The sequence below is a fragment of the Rahnella sp. PD12R genome, from assembly GCF_019200965.1.
Classification (GTDB): Bacteria; Pseudomonadota; Gammaproteobacteria; order Enterobacterales; family Enterobacteriaceae; genus Rahnella; species Rahnella laticis.
Genome location: NZ_JAHTMS010000001.1, coordinates 49514 through 68125 on the forward strand (window position 1 = coordinate 49514; position 18612 = coordinate 68125).

The 18612-nt window shown below is 50.8% G+C and carries 18 protein-coding genes; 8 read left to right on the plus strand and 10 right to left on the minus strand.

From position 1 onward, the window contains the following. Positions 1-62: 62 nt before the first annotated feature. Entirely contained in the window at positions 63-1850 is a 1788-nt protein-coding gene (locus KWG64_RS00225; protein ID WP_218520606.1) for an adenine deaminase, read from the minus strand. A 139-nt stretch (positions 1851-1989) separates the two neighbouring features. Between KWG64_RS00225 and KWG64_RS00230 the strand changes: the two genes are divergently transcribed. Beyond that, complete coding sequence (locus tag KWG64_RS00230) at positions 1990-2961, plus strand: LysR family transcriptional regulator (protein ID WP_218520607.1); 972 nt, start codon at positions 1990-1992, stop codon at positions 2959-2961. A gap of 66 nt (positions 2962-3027) precedes the next feature. Here KWG64_RS00230 and KWG64_RS00235 read toward each other — a convergent pair whose 3' ends face one another. The 3 genes from KWG64_RS00235 to KWG64_RS00245 form a co-directional block, all read right to left on the minus strand. Continuing rightward, complete coding sequence (locus tag KWG64_RS00235) at positions 3028-3231, minus strand: HHA domain-containing protein (RefSeq protein ID WP_013576617.1); 204 nt, start codon at positions 3229-3231, stop codon at positions 3028-3030. A gap of 45 nt (positions 3232-3276) precedes the next feature. Next, positions 3277-3645 (minus strand): Hha toxicity modulator TomB, encoded by a 369-nt coding sequence (gene tomB / locus KWG64_RS00240; RefSeq protein ID WP_104923047.1) that lies wholly within the window; start codon positions 3643-3645, stop codon positions 3277-3279. 231 nt (positions 3646-3876) lie between these two features. Continuing rightward, on the minus strand, positions 3877-4230 hold the full coding sequence (locus KWG64_RS00245; protein ID WP_218520608.1) for a hypothetical protein: 354 nt from the start codon (positions 4228-4230) through the stop codon (positions 3877-3879). A gap of 384 nt (positions 4231-4614) precedes the next feature. Here KWG64_RS00245 and KWG64_RS00250 point away from each other — a divergent pair, with 384 nt between their 5' ends. From KWG64_RS00250 to KWG64_RS00260, 3 genes are read left to right on the plus strand one after another with little or no spacing between them, the layout of a single operon-like run. Next, positions 4615-5343, plus strand: a complete 729-nt coding sequence (locus tag KWG64_RS00250) for a metal ABC transporter ATP-binding protein (RefSeq protein WP_218520609.1) — start codon at positions 4615-4617, stop codon at positions 5341-5343. Then, positions 5340-6197, plus strand: coding sequence for a metal ABC transporter permease (locus tag KWG64_RS00255; RefSeq protein WP_195814290.1), 858 nt, complete (start codon positions 5340-5342; stop codon positions 6195-6197). The genes KWG64_RS00250 and KWG64_RS00255 overlap by 4 nt, the downstream gene beginning before the upstream one ends. A gap of 25 nt (positions 6198-6222) precedes the next feature. Beyond that, positions 6223-7101 (plus strand): metal ABC transporter substrate-binding protein, encoded by an 879-nt coding sequence (locus KWG64_RS00260; protein WP_195823634.1) that lies wholly within the window; start codon positions 6223-6225, stop codon positions 7099-7101. A 121-nt stretch (positions 7102-7222) separates the two neighbouring features. Here KWG64_RS00260 and ykgO read toward each other — a convergent pair whose 3' ends face one another. The 4 genes from ykgO to KWG64_RS00280 all read right to left on the minus strand — a co-directional run bounded on the left by ykgO (position 7223) and on the right by KWG64_RS00280 (position 12102). After that, complete coding sequence (gene ykgO, locus KWG64_RS00265) at positions 7223-7363, minus strand: type B 50S ribosomal protein L36 (protein WP_095924976.1); 141 nt, start codon at positions 7361-7363, stop codon at positions 7223-7225. Between the two features lie 20 nt (positions 7364-7383). Further along, positions 7384-7638: a type B 50S ribosomal protein L31 gene (locus KWG64_RS00270; protein WP_101075513.1), complete on the minus strand. Its 255-nt coding sequence runs from the start codon at positions 7636-7638 to the stop codon at positions 7384-7386. A gap of 119 nt (positions 7639-7757) precedes the next feature. Further along, positions 7758-10910: a multidrug efflux RND transporter permease subunit AcrB gene (gene acrB, locus KWG64_RS00275; RefSeq protein ID WP_218520610.1), complete on the minus strand. Its 3153-nt coding sequence runs from the start codon at positions 10908-10910 to the stop codon at positions 7758-7760. 16 nt (positions 10911-10926) lie between these two features. Continuing rightward, a complete protein-coding gene (locus KWG64_RS00280; protein WP_195814287.1) occupies positions 10927-12102 on the minus strand; it encodes an efflux RND transporter periplasmic adaptor subunit in 1176 nt (391 codons plus the stop codon). A 141-nt stretch (positions 12103-12243) separates the two neighbouring features. Between KWG64_RS00280 and acrR the strand changes: the two genes are divergently transcribed. Both acrR and mscK read left to right on the plus strand, forming a co-directional pair. Next, positions 12244-12891, plus strand: coding sequence for a multidrug efflux transporter transcriptional repressor AcrR (gene acrR / locus KWG64_RS00285; protein ID WP_218520611.1), 648 nt, complete (start codon positions 12244-12246; stop codon positions 12889-12891). 180 nt (positions 12892-13071) lie between these two features. Further along, the gene (mscK, locus tag KWG64_RS00290; RefSeq protein ID WP_370628593.1) at positions 13072-16455 is read left to right on the plus strand and encodes a mechanosensitive channel MscK; all 3384 of its coding nucleotides are present in this window, start codon (positions 13072-13074) and stop codon (positions 16453-16455) included. A 60-nt stretch (positions 16456-16515) separates the two neighbouring features. Here mscK and rsmS read toward each other — a convergent pair whose 3' ends face one another. After that, the gene (rsmS, locus tag KWG64_RS00295; RefSeq protein WP_101075801.1) at positions 16516-16689 is read right to left on the minus strand and encodes a pleiotropic regulatory protein RsmS; all 174 of its coding nucleotides are present in this window, start codon (positions 16687-16689) and stop codon (positions 16516-16518) included. 95 nt (positions 16690-16784) lie between these two features. Next, positions 16785-17321 carry a primosomal replication protein PriC gene (priC, locus tag KWG64_RS00300; RefSeq protein ID WP_218520613.1) on the minus strand — a complete coding sequence of 179 codons (537 nt, stop codon included), beginning with the start codon at positions 17319-17321 and terminating at the stop codon, positions 16785-16787. Positions 17322-17456: 135 nt separating this feature from the next. Between priC and KWG64_RS00305 the strand changes: the two genes are divergently transcribed. Together KWG64_RS00305 and apt are read left to right on the plus strand one after the other, a co-directional pair. After that, complete coding sequence (locus KWG64_RS00305; RefSeq protein WP_195814284.1) at positions 17457-17825, plus strand: DUF454 family protein; 369 nt, start codon at positions 17457-17459, stop codon at positions 17823-17825. Positions 17826-18009: 184 nt separating this feature from the next. Further along, positions 18010-18561: an adenine phosphoribosyltransferase gene (gene apt / locus KWG64_RS00310; RefSeq protein WP_104923034.1), complete on the plus strand. Its 552-nt coding sequence runs from the start codon at positions 18010-18012 to the stop codon at positions 18559-18561. Positions 18562-18612: the final 51 nt, after the last annotated feature.

The window sequence follows — 18612 nt, forward strand, 5'->3', positions numbered from 1 at the left end:
TGGAAATGCTTTTTATAATGTTGTGTTTGCTATCATTTTTGTGTTTTAGCGCTGAGAACGACTCAGACGTTATCCGGCCAGATTTCCAGAACCGGATCGACGATTTCACGTAAACCACCGTCGGTCAGGCCTAAGTCTGTTAAGTGTGGCCCTGCATTACACGCCAGACAGGTGCCTTCGATGGCTTTGAAGACACGATAAGGCGGCTCCCAGTCAGCGACCTGTGCGCTGAGTTCGCGCAGATTTTTAAATTCTTTTGCCAGCTGCTCTGCGGGTAAGTCGGAGAGCATTCCGGCAATTGGCATCTCAATTTTGGCCAGAAGCTTGCCGTGCTGACTCAGGGCCATGCCGCCGCCGCTGGTGATAAGCTGGTTTGCCGCCAGCATCATGTCGGCGGGTTCACGGCCGATTACCACCAGATTGTGTGAATCGTGCGAGTAAGACGTAGCAATCGCACCGCGCAATTCTCCCCAACCTTCAAGCAGAGCCATTTTTGGCGTTGCGTCGTGCCGGCCGTGGCGGTGCTGAACCCAAATCAGGCTGAAGCCATCCGGAAGCTGAACGGCGCCGTCCTGTACGCTGACCGTGACTTCGCTCCACTGTGTGAACCGCGCACCTTTGATATTACGCAGACGTGCCTTACCGTTGTTCAGCCCAGGAATTTTCAGGCGGAAATCATCTTCGCTGAGCGGCTTAAGTTGCATCGTATCGCGGGGAGGAACCACGCCGCTGGCTGCGGCGGGAATAAACAGAAGTTTGCCGTTTCTGGCAACGCGAACGCCGGCAACGTACACGGCTTCCGGATGCAGGTTTTCAAGTGAATCGAAAGCGATAATGTCAGCGGTACGGCCTGCGGCGATCAGCCCTAAATCTGAACGTTTCATCCGGATAGCCGCATTGAATGTGGCCATTCGCAAAACGTCTTCCACGCGTAAACCGTAAGAGATCAGCAGTTTAATCAGTGCGATAAGTCCGCCTTTTTCCAGCAATTGGTCTGGCGGGACATCATCGGTACACAATGTAATTTGCGAGGACAAATGCGGGAGCGCGAGCAACGCGGCGGCGATATCCGGCAAAAGATAAGGGTGTGACCCACGGATCTGAAGCGTCAGACCGGCGCGCAATTTTTCGAGAGCATCTTCTGCGGAAGTCAGTTCGTGATCGGAAGTGACGCCCGCCGCCAGATACGCCTGGAGTTGCTCGTCTTTCAGACCACGCGCGTGGCCTTCAATGAGCTTGCCGCTTTTAAGCCCGGCATCGAGGATCTCAAGCATTCTCTCGCTGCCGTTGAGCACGCCGTACATGTCCATGACTTCGGCAACGCCCGCCACCTCTGGCCAGCCCAGCATGGTCTGCATTTCCTGACCTTTGAAATCAGCGCCGGACATTTCCAGCCCCGGCGTTGACGGCACGCTGGAAGGCGCCGCGCAAATCACCCGCAAGGGCAAATTCCGGCTGGCCTGAACGGCGTACTGAACGCCCGGTACACCCAGCACATTTGCCAGTTCATGCGGATCCCAGAACACGGTAGTGGTGCCCTGAGCGACGACGATTTCCGCGTATTTTTCCGGCGGCAGGTGTGAGCTTTCAATGTGGACATGTGTATCGATAAAGCCCGGTGACAGATAATGTCCGGATAAATCATCAACGTTGCTGGCCTGTGCGAATTTTCCTCGCGGATGAACGCTGGCAATCATATTGCCGGTGATCCCGACGTCGGCTTCGCGAATTTCTCCCGTCACCATATCGATGACTTTTGCATTTATCAGAAGGCGGTCGAAAGGGATTTTCCCTAATGCAGCGTTCACAGCCCGCTGGCGCAGGGAAGCAGAAGCGATGTTATCGGTCATTTGTGTATCCGGATTTGCAGTGTTATCGGGCTAATGTAGGCAGAGGAAACGGCTTTGCACAGATGAATTATTTTATCCGTCTATAAGATGCGGTTATGCTGAGCAAACGTTTTCTATTTTTCGCGGAATGGCTGCAAATATGTCTGAACCCTGGCGCCGGTTGCCTGCACTCTCGCTCAAGCAAATCCAGTATTTTGTCACGCTCGCACAGTTGCGTAGTTTTACAGAAACGGCGAACCGACTCGCAATCAGTCAGCCCGCGCTGAGCAGCGCGCTGCGGCAAATTGAATCGGTGCTGGGCGGAAAGTTGCTGCACCGGACCGCGCAGGGCGTAAGTCTGACAGAGCAGGGCGAAGCGGTTTTGCCATATGCAGAGCGCTTATTGAATACGGCGCATGGCGTATTCGATGATATGCAGCAAATTATGCGGCAGGGTGGCGATGGGACTTTGCGTATCGGGCTTGTGCCATCGGTCAGTACATTGTTATTTCCGGCGGTGCCGCAATTATTATCCGAATATTTCCCTGATATGCGTGTGGAATTCCACGACCTGACAAACGATGCTTTATTACTGGAACTTGAGAATGGTTCCGTGGATTTTGGTATCGGAGCAACCGACAGTACGGTGCCGGGTTCTGTTGCGATTTATCCTCTGCTTGAGGATCCTTTTGTGGCAGTGATGCGGTGCGATGATGCGCTGGCAGAAGGGCATAATATTCCGTGGCGGCAACTGGCAAAAAGGGATATTGCTATGTTTTCAAAGGGAAATGTGAGCAGGCTGGTGACGTCGCTTATTGAAAGCCATCGTCTGAATTTGCATGTGGGTTATCGTGTGGATTTTCAGGAAACATTGTATGGTTTAGTGCGTTCGCGACTGGCGGTGGCAATATTACCGGAGTTATATACTGCAACGCTCACTGATAACGAATTAACAGTGATTCATTTGCAACAGCCGACATTAAGCCGCACGGTAGCGATGATGCGTAAACCCGCGCCATTGAGATCACCGAAAACCGAACAATGTTTTCAGTTTCTTTTGCAGACATTTCACAACCAGATCAAACAGAAAACAGAAAACAGAGAGAATTATCTGAAAGAAATTGTTAAATAACGCTAACGTTATTTTGTATAAATAATAAGCGTTGGGCCGAAAGTTATTTCGACCCAACTTTATCGATCAACGTACAAACTTCCAAACGGATACCGGGATTTTATCGTACAGCTTGTTCATCGTCAGCTCCGCTAAACGATGGTCTGCCGCCGAGTAAAACAATTCGAGTTCATCGTCGGAAAGTTCGTACTTATTTTTTTCAATAACACGTTCAAGTGTATCAATAGTGGTGCATTTTCTTAAACGCATCAAATAGTCGATTTTGTTCATCTTCGCCTTTTCATTTTTATCTGATGACTGCATATAAATTATTACTCAAGTCTTCATCAGGGTACAGATGTAGTCCCCTGAGAACATTCTGAATAGTCGCTTCTTGGTTTTCTGCCATTGGCGTAAGTCAGAATCGTTAATTCCATAATTACTGAACAGGGTGTAGGTATCATCCAGATACTCTTCAACCAGGTCACTTAAATGGGTATCGTCTGGATACTTAATTTTAAAACTCATCACGAAAGACGCAATGTGTTCAATCAGTTCATTGAGCTGCAGGTTTACAGCCGAAGTCGGGTCGTTGACCCAGCCATGGTGACTGTCACCCAGTGTCGCAATTCCTTCATCGTACAGCATTTCATTCAGGTAGCGTAACTGAGCGATATCGTGCCGCTTAGGCGAGTACTCATCCATATCATCCCCTCCGTAATGGTTTATTCGGTGTTGATAACACTCTGTGAGTAAACAACAAAACTTGGTGGCTTACAGGAAACGGCTCTCACTACAAACGCTATGAACTTACTAAAATTTCAAAGACCCTTACATTGGACAATGTCTTTGAGCGGAGGTTTACTCAATTTATATACAGCCAGTAATTTAAATATAATTCATTTTCAGAAAGCTGTGCAAACGTATTACTCAAACTTACAATTCGTCGGCCGTCGTTCCATTGTTCAATTCAATAATATCAAACTCCAGGCCCTCAGGCTTCACATGGAATGTGACACTTTGCGTCATGAACTCTTCGGCATTAATGTCCAGGCAGCCATTGAAGACTGTCCAGCGGAAACGGTAAGTCATTGAATAATAGTTTTTGTCAATTTGTGTTATTGACACGATTTGCAAAGAATTCGGCTCATACTGCGCATTTTCTGAGAAATAACGTAAATCCCCAATTAACGGTGCTTCAATTTCAGATAAAGTGCATTCAATTATCTGTTGCAGTTCCTGAGGAGATAGAATTTTCTCATTAATATCGTAAGGGATGATTTTCTTCAACAGTAATTACCTCTTACTCACTTACCTTTTCATTATTGCACATTTTTAACAGGATGTGTTTTGACCAGTGAAAAAAAATCCCGGACAGAAACTTCATAACTTTCTGATTGTAATGAAAATTACCGTCAGTACATCAATTTTTACCCTTTTCTGACATTTTTACCCGCAGCCCGGCGATGCGGCACCTGCTGAAATCCTCCAGCCGGTAAAAAACTGAAACAGTTCACGTATTGCTCCACAGTCTGGTTTGTGATGTTATATTGTAACGATTGGAGGGGCCATGACTAAAACACTCTTTACGCTTTCTTCGCCGGTACGCTGCGTTGCTGTACTGGCTGTGCTCGTTGTTTTATGGGCTGCGATTTATTGGGCGATTTCACTACCATGATTTTTGTTAATAATGTCGAAGTCGGTTATGACCGGCATGCGGTTGCCATGCCGCTGAACGGGCAGTTTCGAAGTGGTTCACTGACGGCCATTATCGGCGCGAACGGCGCAGGGAAATCGACGTTTCTGAAAACACTCGCCGGGCTGCAACAGTCTGTGGCGGGCGATATTACATTTACCGGCGGCAAACGTCCGCGGCTGGCGTATTTACCTCAGCAGGCTGAGCTGGATCGCGGATTTCCTATCAGTGTCTTTGATCTGGTCGCCATGGGCTGCTGGCCGCAAAGCGGTTTGTTTGGCGGAATTGACCGCCAGTCTGCGGCGGCGGTGGCAAAGGCGTTGGATACGGTCGGCATGACAGAAATGTCACAGCTTCCTGTGGGTTCGCTTTCCGGCGGTCAGTTGCAGCGCACGTTGTTCGCGCGTTTGCTGGTTCAGCAGGCGCCGTTAATTATGCTTGATGAGCCGTTTACCGGCATCGACAGCCAGACGACTGAGTTGCTGCTGAAAGTCATTGCGCAGTGGCATCAGGAAGGTAAAACCGTGATTGCAGTTTTACACGACATCTCAATGGTTGCCCGGCATTTTCCCCGCGTGCTTTATCTCAGTGCCAGTCAGAATTTGTGGGGAAGTGCGCACGACGTTCTCGGACATTTCCCCCATCAGGCACATGCCTGCGTTTCGGCTGAACCTTTCTCTCTGGCGGCGGGAGTCGCAAATTCATGATGCTTTTTCATTTGCTGGCCGATCCCTTTATTGAATTTGGTTTTATGCGCCGCGCCTTAATCGCTTGTATCGCATTATCAATCAGCGCCACGCCGCTGGGCGTTTTCCTGTTATTACGTCGTATGAGCCTGGTCGGCGATGCACTTTCGCACGCGGTGTTGCCCGGTGCCGCTATCGGCTATCTGATTTCAGGCATGTCGCTGGTCGCAATGGGGATTGGCGGGTTTATCGCAGGGCTGGCGGTTGCCATGTTATCCGGGCTGGTGAGCCGCAGAACGCAGCTTAAAGAAGACGCCAGTTTTGCCGGTTTTTATCTCGGCTCGCTGGCGCTCGGCGTCACGCTGGTTTCGCTGCGCGGCTCGAGCGTCGACCTTCTGCACGTTTTGTTCGGCTCGATTCTGGCCATCGATTCTTCCGCCATGATTATGGTCGGCATTATCACCAGCCTGTCATTGCTGGTGCTGGCATGCATTTATCGCGCGCTGGTGATTGAATCTTTCGACTCCTTATTTCTTCGCGTCAGCGCCGGTAAATGGCTGGCAGCGATCCACGGTATTTTTCTGGCGCTGGTCGTCATCAATCTGGTTGCCGGTTTCCAGATCCTCGGCACGCTGATGTCAGTCGGTTTAATGATGTTGCCTGCCGCCAGCGCACGCTTCTGGGCGCGCGATTTACCGCATACCTTACTGAGTGCCATGATCATTGGTGTCATCGCCAGCGTGGTAGGGCTGATCTGGTCTTATTACGCGTCGTTGCCGGCAGGACCGGCGATTGTGCTTAGCGCGACCGTTATTTTCTTCATTTCAGTTTTATTTGGAAAGCGTGGCGGGATGTTAACGGCCTCGCGTTGTTAAGAAGTACCACTATTAAGGGGACATGATGAAAGTATTACCTGTATCACTCGCAGTAGCTGCCCTGCTGTCGAGCCCGCTGGCGATGGCGAAAACCGTCGACGCGGTAGCCAGTTTTTCTATTCTGGGTGACATCGTTCAGGAAGTGGGGGGCGAACACGTCAAAGTAACGACGTTAGTCGGGCCGGATGGTGATCCGCACAGTTTTGAACCTTCACCAAAAGACAGCAAAGCCATCAATGCGTCTGACGTTGTGTTTGTCAGCGGTTTGGGGCTGGAAGGATGGATTGATCGACTTGTGAAAGCTTCCGGCTACAAAGGCCATCTGGTAACGGCATCTGAAGGCGTTAATTCCCGCAAGATGGAAGAAGACGGCAAGCAAATCACCGATCCTCATGCCTGGAACAGCATGGCGAACGGGGTGATTTACGCGACCAATGTGATGAATGCGTTAATCAAAGCCGATCCGGAAGATGCGGATTATTTCCGCCAGCGCGGCACGGCTTACATTGAGCAGTTACAAAAGCTGGATGCCTGGGCGAAAACGGAATTCACCGGTATCCCTCAGTCAAAACGTAAAGTGCTGACCAGTCATGACGCATTCGGTTATTTCGGTCAGGAATATAACGTCAGCTTTATGGCACCGGTCGGTTTTTCTACCGAAGCGGAAGCCAGCGCCAGTGGTGTGGCTTCACTGATTAAGCAGATTAAAGAAGAGAAAGTGAAAACTTACTTCATCGAGAACCAAACCGATCCACGTCTGGTTAAGCAGATTGCTGCTGCCAGCGGGGCGCAACCGGGTGGAGAGTTGTATCCGGAAGCATTGTCAGGCCCGCAAGGTCCGGCAACGACTTATGTGAAAGCTTTCAAGCATAACGTTGAGACGATTGTCGCCAGCATGAAATAAGATTTCCCTCCTCACGGTTATGCTGTGGGGAGGTTTACATCATGTCTTAATCATAGAAAAAGCCCCGTCGGGCAAGCGGCGGGGCTTTTGTTTTTATGGGTAAACGGGCCAGCAGAAAATATTAACGTTTCTTCTTCTTACCCTGTACCGCTTTGAAGCGTGGATTACTTTTACAAATCACATAAATCCGGCCTTTACGACGGACTACGCGGCAATCCGGATGTCGGTTTTTCGCTGAACGTAATGAACTGAGAACCTGCATTTCATTTTCCCTGGAGTTGTTTATTTCTTACCGAGGAAGCTGCCAAAGCGCTGATTGAATCGCGCGGTGCTGCCTTCTTTGGAATACTCTTTCTGCTTGCCGGTGTAATACGGATGTGACGCTGAAGAGACTTCGATAGTCACATACGGATAAGTTGCGCCTTCCAGCTCAATGGTCCGGTCAGTAGAAATGGTTGAGCCGACTTTGAAGTATTCGTCTGCGCTGGTGTCGTGAAAAACCACGGTGCGATACGCAGGATGGATAGCGGGTTTCATAATGCCTCTAAGTGTTATGTTATACTATAACAATAAGTATGCACCCATCTGTTTTCCGGTTCAAGACTCAGGCGAAAAAAAAGGCCGCATAAGCGGCCTTTTCTGTGGAGCGGATCCTGTTACAGCGTCGGATGCTCTACTTTGTGGGTATGTTCGATGTCTTCGTTCTTCTTACCAAAGCGGCGGCGAACCACCACGAAGAAGACCGGAACAAAGAAGATCGCCAGCAGTGTTGCAGTGATCATCCCGCCCATTACGCCAGTACCTACGGCGTTCTGAGAACCGGAACCTGCACCGGAGCTGATAACCAGCGGCATTACACCGAGGATAAAGGCCAGTGAGGTCATCAGAATCGGACGCAGACGCATACGCACCGCTTCCAGCGTTGATTCGATGAGACCTTTACCTTCTTTATCCATCAGGTCTTTGGCGAATTCGACAATCAATATGGCGTTCTTCGCGGACAGCCCGATGGTGGTCAACAGACCTACCTGGAAGTAAACGTCGTTGCTCAGGCCGCGCATTGTTGCGGCCAGAAGAGCACCGACCACACCGAGCGGAACCACCAGCATAACCGAGAACGGTATAGACCAGCTTTCATACAACGCTGCCAGACACAGGAAGACGACAATCAGTGAGATGGCGTACAGCGCCGGCGCCTGGTTACCTGACAGACGTTCCTGATAAGACAAACCAGTCCAGTCAAAGCCGATGCCGTTTGGCAGTTTAGAAGCCAGAGACTCCATCATTGCCATCGCGTCACCACTACTTTTACCCGGTGCTGGCTGACCCAGAATTTCCATCGAAGGCAAACCGTTATAACGTTCCAGACGCGGTGAACCGTATTCCCATTTCGCGCTCGAGAACGCGGAGAACGGTACCATCTGGCCTGCGCTGCCACGAACATACAGATTATTAATATCTGAAGGCAGCATGCGGTATTTGTTTTCAGCCTGCACGTACACCTTCTTCACACGACCACGGTCGATGAAGTCGTTGACGTAGCTACCACCAATCGACGCACCTAGTGTGGTGTTGATGTCGGAAATTGAAACGCCAAGAGCCGTTGCTTTTTCCTGATCAATTTCGATTTTGAACTGTGGTGTATCTTCCAGACCGTTTGGACGAACCTGAGTCAGCAAGTCTGGATGTTGAGCAACCATGCCCAGCAACTGGTTACGTGCCTGTGTCAGTTTGTCATGCCCAAGGTTAGCCTGGTCAATCAGCTGGAAGTCGAAGCCTGTTGCCGTACCTAACTCAACAATTGCCGGTAAGTTGAACGGGAACACCAGTGCATCTTTGATGGTACTGAAAGCATGCATTGCACGGCCTGCGATAGCCGGAACTTTGTTTTCAGCGCCGCCACGTTCAGACCAGTCTTTCAGACTGATAAACGCGATACCGGTGTTCTGCCCACGACCCGCAAAACCAAAGCCGTTAACGGTAAACACGGAGTTCACGTTGGCTTTTTCTTTGGTCAGATAGTAGTCGCTGACTTCATCAAGCACTTTCTGCGTACGTTCCTGCGTCGCACCTGCTGGCAACTGCGCCATGGTCAGGAATACGCCCTGGTCTTCTTCCGGCAGGAAGGAGGTTGGCAGGCGAATAAACAGGAACGCCATGCCGACAACGATCAGCAGATAAATCACCAGATAACGACCTGTGCTGCGCAGAATGTTGCCTACGCTGTCGGTGTAGTGGTGCGTGCTTTGCTCAAATTTCTTGTTAAACCAGCCGAAGAAACCTTTCTTCTCGTGATGCTCGCCTTTGGCAACCGGCTTAAGCATGGTCGCACACAGCGCAGGCGTCAGGATCATCGCCACCAGAACAGACAACACCATGGCCGAAACGATAGTGATGGAGAACTGACGGTAGATAACACCGGTAGAACCGCCGAAGAAGGCCATCGGGATGAATACTGCGGACAGTACCATCGCGATACCGACCAGAGCACCCTGGATTTGCTCCATGGATTTCTTGGTGGCTTCTTTTGGCGGCAGGCCGTCTTCGACCATTACACGCTCGACGTTTTCTACCACCACGATGGCATCATCGACGAGCAAGCCTATCGCAAGCACCATCCCGAACATCGTCAGCGTGTTTATCGAGTATCCGAATGCTGCCAGAATCGCAAACGTACCGAGCAATACGACCGGAACCGCAATGGTTGGGATCAGCGTTGCGCGGAAGTTTTGCAGGAACAGGAACATAACGAGGAACACCAGAACGATAGCTTCGAACAGTGTTTTACCCACTTCCTTGATCGAGATTTTAACGAACGGCGTTGTATCGTACGGATAAACGACTTCCAGGCCAGCCGGGAAGAATGGCTGAAGCTTAGCCAGCGTTGCCTTGACCGATGCTGCTGTATCAAGGGCGTTAGCGCCGGTCGCCAGTTTGATCCCTAAACCAGATGCAGGTTGTCCGTTGAAGCGGGCAATAACATCGTAGTTTTCACCACCGAGTTCAATTTTTGCCACATCTTTCAGACGTACCTGAGAGCCATCCTGATTCACTTTCAGAATGATTTTGCCGAACTCATCAGCGGACTTCAGACGCGTCTGCGCCACGATAGAGGAGTTCAGTTGCTGGCCCGGAACCGGTGGTGTACCACCGAGCTGGCCTGCGGCAATCTGGTTGTTCTGAATTTTGATTGCGTTGATGACATCAACCGGCGTCAGCTGGAAGTTGTTCAGTTTGTTCGGATCCATCCAGATACGCATCGCGTACTGGGCACCAAACAGCTGAACGTCACCCACACCGGCGGTACGGCTCACCGGGTCTTTGATGTTCGAACCGACGTAGTCGGCGATGTCATCCTGGGTCATCGTACCGTTGTTGGAGATAAAGCCCGCTACCATGAGGAAGCTGCTGCTCGATTTCTCAACGGAGATACCCTGTTGCTGAACTTCCTGCGGCAGCAACGGTGTTGCCAGCTGCAGTTTGTTCTGTACCTGAACCTGCGCGATATCCGCGTCGGTTCCAGAAGCAAAGGTCAGGGTGATCTGAACCGTACCAGAAGAGTCACTGGTCGACGACATGTACATCATGTTGTCGATACCGTTCATGTTCTGTTCGATAACCTGCGTGACCGTATCCTGTACCGTCTGCGCATCCGCACCCGGGTAAGTTGCGGTCAGCTGGATAGCCGGTGGCGCAACGGTTGGATACTGTGCAATAGGCAATTTAAGAATTGCCAGTGCCCCCGCCAACATGATGATGATGGCGATCACCCATGCAAAGATGGGACGATCTATAAAAAACTTAGCCATGAATTACCGGCTCCTATTAAGACTTCGTCGCTGTAGCGGGTGCTGCTGCGTTTTGATCAACTTCCTGTGCAGTAACCGGTACGCCTGGCTTAATTTTTTGCAGACCTGTCACGATAACTTTATCGCCACTTTTCAGGCCATCGGTCACGACCCATTTGTCGCCGATTGCCTGCGTTGTGGTGACAGTGCGAAGTTCAACTTTATTGTCAGCACCTACCACCATCGCTGTCGCATCACCGCGTGGGTTACGGGTGATACCTTGCTGAGGAACCAGCAGAGCGTTGTTGTTTACCCCTTCATCAAGACGTGCGCGCACGAACATGCCCGGCAGCAACGAACCTTGTGGGTTAGGGAAAATGGCACGCAATGTAATGGAGCCCGTCGTTTCATCAACCGTCACATCAGAGAATTCTAATGTACCCGCCTGCGTATATTCTTTACCGTTATCCAACAGCAGCTTGACCTGTGCTTTACCGTCCACCTGTTTCAGGGAACCATCGGCCAGTTCTTCTTTCAGACGCAGGAAGTCATTGCTCGACTGGGTCACGTCAACATAGATAGGATCCAGTTGCTGCACGGTCGCCATCGCGTTTGTCTGGCCGGTAGAGACCAGCGCGCCTTCGGTCACAGAGGAAATACCAATACGTCCGCTGATAGGGGAGGTCACTTTGGTGTAAGCCAGATTGATACGCGCCGTTTCAACAGCCGCTTTGGCTGTCACAACAGCTGCATCGGCCTGCGCTGCGGTCGCTACAGCAGTATCGTAATCTTGCTTACTGATGTAGTTGGTGCCGAGCAGAGGTTTGTAACGGGTCACGGTAAGACGAGAAATTTGCGCATTAGCCTGCGCTTTTACCAGATCGCCTTTAGCGCTGTCATACGCGGCCTGATAAGTGGCTGGATCAATTTGATATAAAGAGGTCCCGGCTTTAATTTCGCTGCCTTCAACGAAGTTTCGTTTCAGAATGATGCCGCCAACCTGCGGACGTACTTCAGCGATACGGAAAGAAGCAGTACGGCCAGGAAGTTCGGTAGTCACATTAAGCGGTTCTGTTTTCAGTGTAACGACGCCTACCTGAGGGGCTTGCGGCGCACCTTGCTGGGCGTCTTTATCGTTACATCCTGTAAGTGCTAAACTTCCGGATAGCATCAGAACTACCGCCAGAGGCGTTAACCCTCTGTTTTTGTTCATAAATAAACCTCAAGTGTCCGATTTCAAATTGTCCAATGGATCACAAGACTTAAAATCCATTGCTGCGCTCTTAGTATGTGCATGCTATGTTACATACATTCAAGAATGTATGTAAATCAAACTCCCCTGAAAGATAACCCTATGGCACGAAAAACCAAATCACAGGCGCTCGAAACCAGACAACACATACTGGATGCGGCTGTGCGTGAGTTTTCTGCCCGGGGAGTATCGTCGACATCACTGACTGATATTGCGAATGCAGCCGGTGTGACGCGGGGCGCAATTTATTGGCATTTCAGGAACAAAGTGGAACTGTTTAACGCGATTTGGGAGGCCTACGAGTCCCAGATTAAAGTACTCGAACTAGAGTATCAGACAAAGTTTCCGAATAATCCACTGCGTATTTTGCGTGAAATCCTGATTTACATTCTGGTCGCCACGGTCACTGATCCTCAGCGTAAGGCATTGATGGAAATTATATTCCATAAATGTGAATTTGTTGGGGAGATGACGTCCGTTCACGAGGCCAGGAAATCCCTCTATATGGAAGGATACGGTAAAATTGAACGTATTCTTGAGAGATGTATTAAAGAAAAACAATTACCTGTCACGCTGGATACCCGTCAGGCCGCCGTTATTTTGCGTGCTTATCTGACCGGGCTGATGGAAAACTGGTTGTTTATCCCCGAAAGCTTTGATTTACAAAGTAATGCTGAGCGGTTTGTGGACACCTATCTCGACATGCTCCGCCACTCCTCTTTCCTGGTTCTCCCGCCCAAAACCGTGTAATCGTTTCCTCCTAATTAATAAGTCTGCAATCTTTATTGACCCTTCCGCCCTGAAATTACACTTTCTAATGTTGTATTCAGATACGCTTTTCTCCTTCCTTTAAAGTCGAACGCTGCTATTGTCATCTTCATATTATTCATTCGGCAAATGAGTTGAAGCTGACGTATGTTTATCCGGTGTATGACCGTTCCTTCAGATAACGTTTCTGACCTGAAAAGAAATGGGATTTGGCGTGTTTTCGCGCTCGTGATTTATCTCTCATTATTGATATTTTCCCTTCCCGGTCACGCCGCCAGCAACGATATTCCGACCCGCAATGAAGTCCAAAATCAGCTTGATGCGTTAAACCGGCAGAAGAACCTGACGCCGGTAGATAAATTGTCGCAGCAGGATTTGATTCACACGCTGGAATATCTGGATGCGTTAGATCGCGTTAAACAGGATGTTACTCAGCTTCATCAGCAGGTTGCCGAAGCGCCGCAGAAACTGCGTGTGGCGATGGACGGGCTCGATCAGTTAAAGAACAGCACCAAAGATGACGTGGATAAAGCGCAGCTTTCCGCGTTGTCACTGCGTCAGCTGGAGAATCGCCTCAACGATACGCTCGATGATCTCCAGTCCTCTCAGGAAGATTTGTCGACGTTCAACACCCAGCTGATTTCGCTGCAAACCCAGCCCGAACGCGTGCAGAACGCGATGTACAGCTATTCTCTGGCGATTCAGAAAATCCGTAATCAGCTCAACGGAATGTCGCCGGGGCAACAGGATCTTCGCAATACACAACAAACGATGCTGGTGACGCAGCAGGCGCTGCTCAGCGCGCAGATTGATTTACAGCGCAAAAGCCTCGAGGCCAACACCACGTTGCAGGATTTACTGCAAAAGCAACGTGACTACACCAACGCACACATAAATCAGCTCGAACATACCGCGCAGTTATTGCAGGAAGTGGTGAATGGCAAGCGGCTGATTTTGTCCGAGCGGACGGCGAAAGAAGCACAGACGCCGGACGATACCTCGAACATTCAGAACGACCCGCTGGTGGCGCAGGAGCTGGGAATTAACCGCAAGCTCAGCGAACGTCTGATTGCCGCTACGGAAGAGGGCAACCAGCTGGTTCAGAAAAATATCACGGTAAAAAACTGGCTCGACCGTTCTGCGCAGGCCGAACATGATCTTAAAGAGCAAATTACCGTGCTGAAAGGCAGCTTATTGCTTTCGCGGATCCTGTATCAGCAACAGCAAAATACCATTCCGCCCTCCGGTCTGATCACCGACATGAGGGCGCACATAGCCGATTTACGTCTCGAACAGTTCACTATTAATCAGCAGCGTGACGCGTTATTCCAGGGCGACAGCTACATTCAGGGCGTCGTCGCCACCAGCAAAGAAAACATTAACGAAGATATCAGCGACGCGCTCGATCAGATTGTGGACATGCGCCGTGAACTGCTCGATCAGCTGAATAAACAACTCGGTAATCAGCTGTCTCTGGCAATCAATTTGCAGATTAACCAGCAGCAACTGATAAGTATTAATCAGTCGCTGACCGAAACGCTGACGCAGCAGATTTTCTGGGTGAGCAGCAATAAACCGATGAACTGGGAATTCATAAAGTCGTTGCCTGACGATGTGAAAAACCAGCTGAGCAGCCTGAGTTTTAATTTCCCGCGCGGCGAACTGATGATGGGCGCGCTGCATTCATTGCCCGCTACGATCCCGGTTTTACTGGTCATTTTGCTTTTGCTCTGGCGAAGGAAATACATCAACCAGCGCATCGAATCACTGAGCAACGATGTTGGCCAGCTCAAGCACGACAGCCAGCTGCACACGCCGCAGGCACTGATCCTTCTGGCGCTTAACGTGTTGCCGGGTGTGTTTCTGACGCTGGGTGTCGGCTACTGGCTTTCACAATGCGATATCGATTCGAGTGATTTTTTATGGACGCTGGCGCAGCGTCTGGCCGTTTTCCAGTTTGTGATGGGCTTCTGTTACCGGATGCTCAAACCGGGCGGCATTAATGAACGCCACTTTAATACGCCGGTTGCCACGTGCGCACATTACCGGCGTTCGGTGATCCGCCTGAGCCTGGTGATGTTACCGCTGATCTTCTGGTCGGTACGCGGTGAAAAAGCGCCGCTGGGGCTGGTGGACGACATCATCGGGCAGATAGTGATATTCCTGACCTTGCTGGCGCTGAGCGTGCTGGTCTTCCCGATTGCCCGCGACGGCTGGCGTGAAAAAGATTCTCACAGCATCCGTCTCGTGATGGTCACGGCTATTGCGTTGGCACCGGTTTTCCTGACCGGGCTGGTGGTCACCGGTTACTTCTACACCACGCTGCGTCTGGCGGGGCGCTGGATTGACAGCCTTTATCTGCTGATTTTCTGGAACATCATGTATCTCACGGCGCTGCGCGGGCTCAGCGTGGCGGCTCGACGGCTGGCTTATCGCCGTGCGCTGGCAAGGCGGCAGACTGCCGTTGCGAAAGAGGGCGCGGAAGGGAATGAACCGGTAGAAGAAGAACCGCCGCTTGGGTTAGATCAGATTAACCAGCAGTCTTTGCGGCTGACCACCATGGTGTTGTTCTTCATCTTCGCCACCGTGTTTTACTGGATTTGGTCTGATTTGCTGACGGTGATTTCATATCTCGACAGCATTTCGCTGTGGCATTACTCCGGCACAGTGGCCGGAACCGTGACGCAACAGACGGTCACGCTGGGGAATTTACTGCTTGGATTCCTGGCGGTGATTGTGGCGTATGTTTTAACGCGCAACTTGCCGGGGTTGCTGGAAGTTGTGGTGCTTTCGCGCCTGCAACTGCGGCAGGGGACGTCGTACGCCATCACCACGATCCTGACCTATTCGATTACGGTGATTGGCGCGATAACTGCACTCGGATCGCTCGGCGTTTCGTGGGACAAATTACAGTGGCTGGTGGCGGCGCTGTCGGTCGGGCTGGGCTTTGGTTTGCAGGAGATTTTTGCCAACTTCGTATCGGGTCTGATCATATTGTTTGAACGCCCGGTACGTATCGGCGATACCGTCACCATCGGTACGTTCTCGGGTACGGTCAGCCGCATCCGTATCCGCGCGACGACTATTATCGACTTTGACCGCAAAGAAGTGATCATCCCGAATAAAGCGTTTGTTACCGAGCGGCTGATCAACTGGTCGCTGAGCGACACCGTGACCCGCGTGCTGATCAAAATCGGTGTGGCTTACGGATCCGATCTCGACAAAGTGAAAGAGATCTTATTGCAGGCGGCGCATGAGAATCCGCGCGTGATGAGTGATCCTTCGCCACTGGTGTTCTTCCTGAATTTCGGTGCCAGCACGCTTGATCACGAACTGCGGGTTTATGTCCGTGAACTGGGGGACCGCAGCTATACCGTCGATGAACTCAACCGCAGCATTGATAAACTTTGCCGCGAAAACGACATCAATATCGCCTTCAATCAGCTGGAAGTGTATTTGCATAACCAGGACGGGAACGAAGTGCAGGAAGTGAAGCGATCGCTGAGACAGCCGGGAGATGAACCGGACGCGCTGCCACAGGGCTGATTACCGCCGGACAATTCAGGGGAAAGCGACGGGTTCCCCTGAAACAGGCAGCCGGAAGGCTTAGAGATAACTGATAGAAAGCGTGTTTTTGCTGTTTTTCAGCTTTTCCTGATAATCGCGCTGAACGATTTCCAGTGCTGCAAGAGCCGTCTCGGGCGCTATTTCATTGCACTCAAGCAGGTAAATCAGATCGACAGCAAGCTGAAGTTCGGGGGGCGCATTTTCTACTGACATATTGGCCAACATTATTAGAAGCAGGTTTTGGACTTATCATTATAGATAAGAAAAGGCGGGCCCTGAATGCCGGATTCAAAAAATGTGATAAAGATTCAAAAACCTTTTTCCTGACGCTCGATTTGTCTCTCAATTTTAGCCAGCGCCTGACGACAACGCATCAGACGGCCTTCCAGCGCAGCCAGTTCTTTCTGTACCCGCTGCTGATCGGCGAAAGTCGCCAGTTGTCCGAGTGTCGTTTCCCGATCTTCAATCATGGCCACCAGACGGCGCTCAAACTGCTGAGTTTCCGCCAGTCGCGTATAATTATCATGGCTTTTGCGTTCCGGCGTCTGGTGCGTTTTCCGTAATGTTTGCGTCGCCAGTTCACGCTGCATGGCGGTAATTTGCGCCACCAGTCGTTCGGCAATAAAAGCCACCTGCGCCGAACGTTTTTCGACAACTTCCTGATTCAGTTGCTGCAAATTGATTTTGATTTCAGCCAGATAATCCCGCAGACGGGTGCCTTTGGTTGAAAACAGGGCGACATCAAAGCGCGCCTGAGAAGCCGACACGTGGGCAATCGGCTCAATTTCCCGCGCCAGCGTTTCTATCTGCTGATCAAGGACATGTAAAATTCGTTCTGTGCTCACGGCGACTCTCCTTGGATGACGCGCCTAGCTTACCTGTAACCCCCGGCGATACAAGTCTCACCCGGATATGACAGCCATCTCACACTTGTTTACACTGGGACACATCTTTCCTCATCCTAGAACCTGAACCTGTCCATGAAACGTATTCTGTTGATTATCGCTGGCTGGATATGTGTCGTGCTGGCCACGCTGGGTGTCGTCCTGCCGTTGCTACCAACGACGCCTTTTTTGCTGCTCGCCGCCTGGTGTTTCGCCCGATCATCGCCACGTTTCCACCAGTGGTTACTCTATCGTTCATGGTTTGGTGGTTACCTTCGACACTGGCAGCAACATCGTGCGTTGCCAAAAGGGGCAAAACCCAAAGCAGTGATCCTGATCGCAGTGACTTTCGCCATTTCGATTTATTTTGTCCCGCTATTATGGGTACGTATTTTATTGGTCTGCATGATGTTTATGTTGCTGATCATGATGTGGCGATTACCAGTGGTTGACCTTGAGCAATAAAAAAGGTGATCATGTCCGGCTGCGGGTTGCTTTTTAAAGCAGCTTTGCATAGATTTGGGCATCTCGTACGTCGGTGCGCTCCCAATTTCCTTCCTTAAACGGCATGCTTTATATGAGCGTGACGGGGGACATTTGACCGCCCGCGTTTAAGTATGAACAGCAGCTTTATCAGGCAATTAACATTATGACCGCTACCGCACAGCAGCTACAGTTTATTAAAGACAGTATTAAAACCATCCCTGACTATCCTAAGCCAGGCATACTGTTCCGTGACGTCACCAGCTTGCTGGAAGACCCGAAAGCTTATGCTGCAAGCATTCAGTTACTGGCCGATCGTTACCGCGACGCCGGTGTGACCAAAGTGGTCGGCACCGAAGCTCGGGGTTTCCTGTTTGGCGCACCGGTTGCCCTGGTTCTGGGCGTGGGTTTTGTCCCCGTTCGCAAGCCAGGCAAATTACCGCGTGAAACTATCAGCGAAACGTATGATCTTGAATACGGTACTGACAGCCTTGAAATCCACGTTGATGCCATTCAACCTGGCGAAAAAATTCTGGTGATCGACGATTTGCTGGCAACAGGTGGCACGATTGAAGCCACCGCGAAACTGATCCGCCGTCTGGGTGGGGAAGTGACCGACGCCGCATTCATCATCAACCTGCCGGAACTCGGCGGTGAGAAACGCCTCAACGATTTAAGCATCAACTGCTACAGCCTGGTTTCTTTCGACGGGCATTGATCCAGACAAGCCTCGCCTGCTCAGGCGAGGCTGTGATAGCATTGCCTTCAT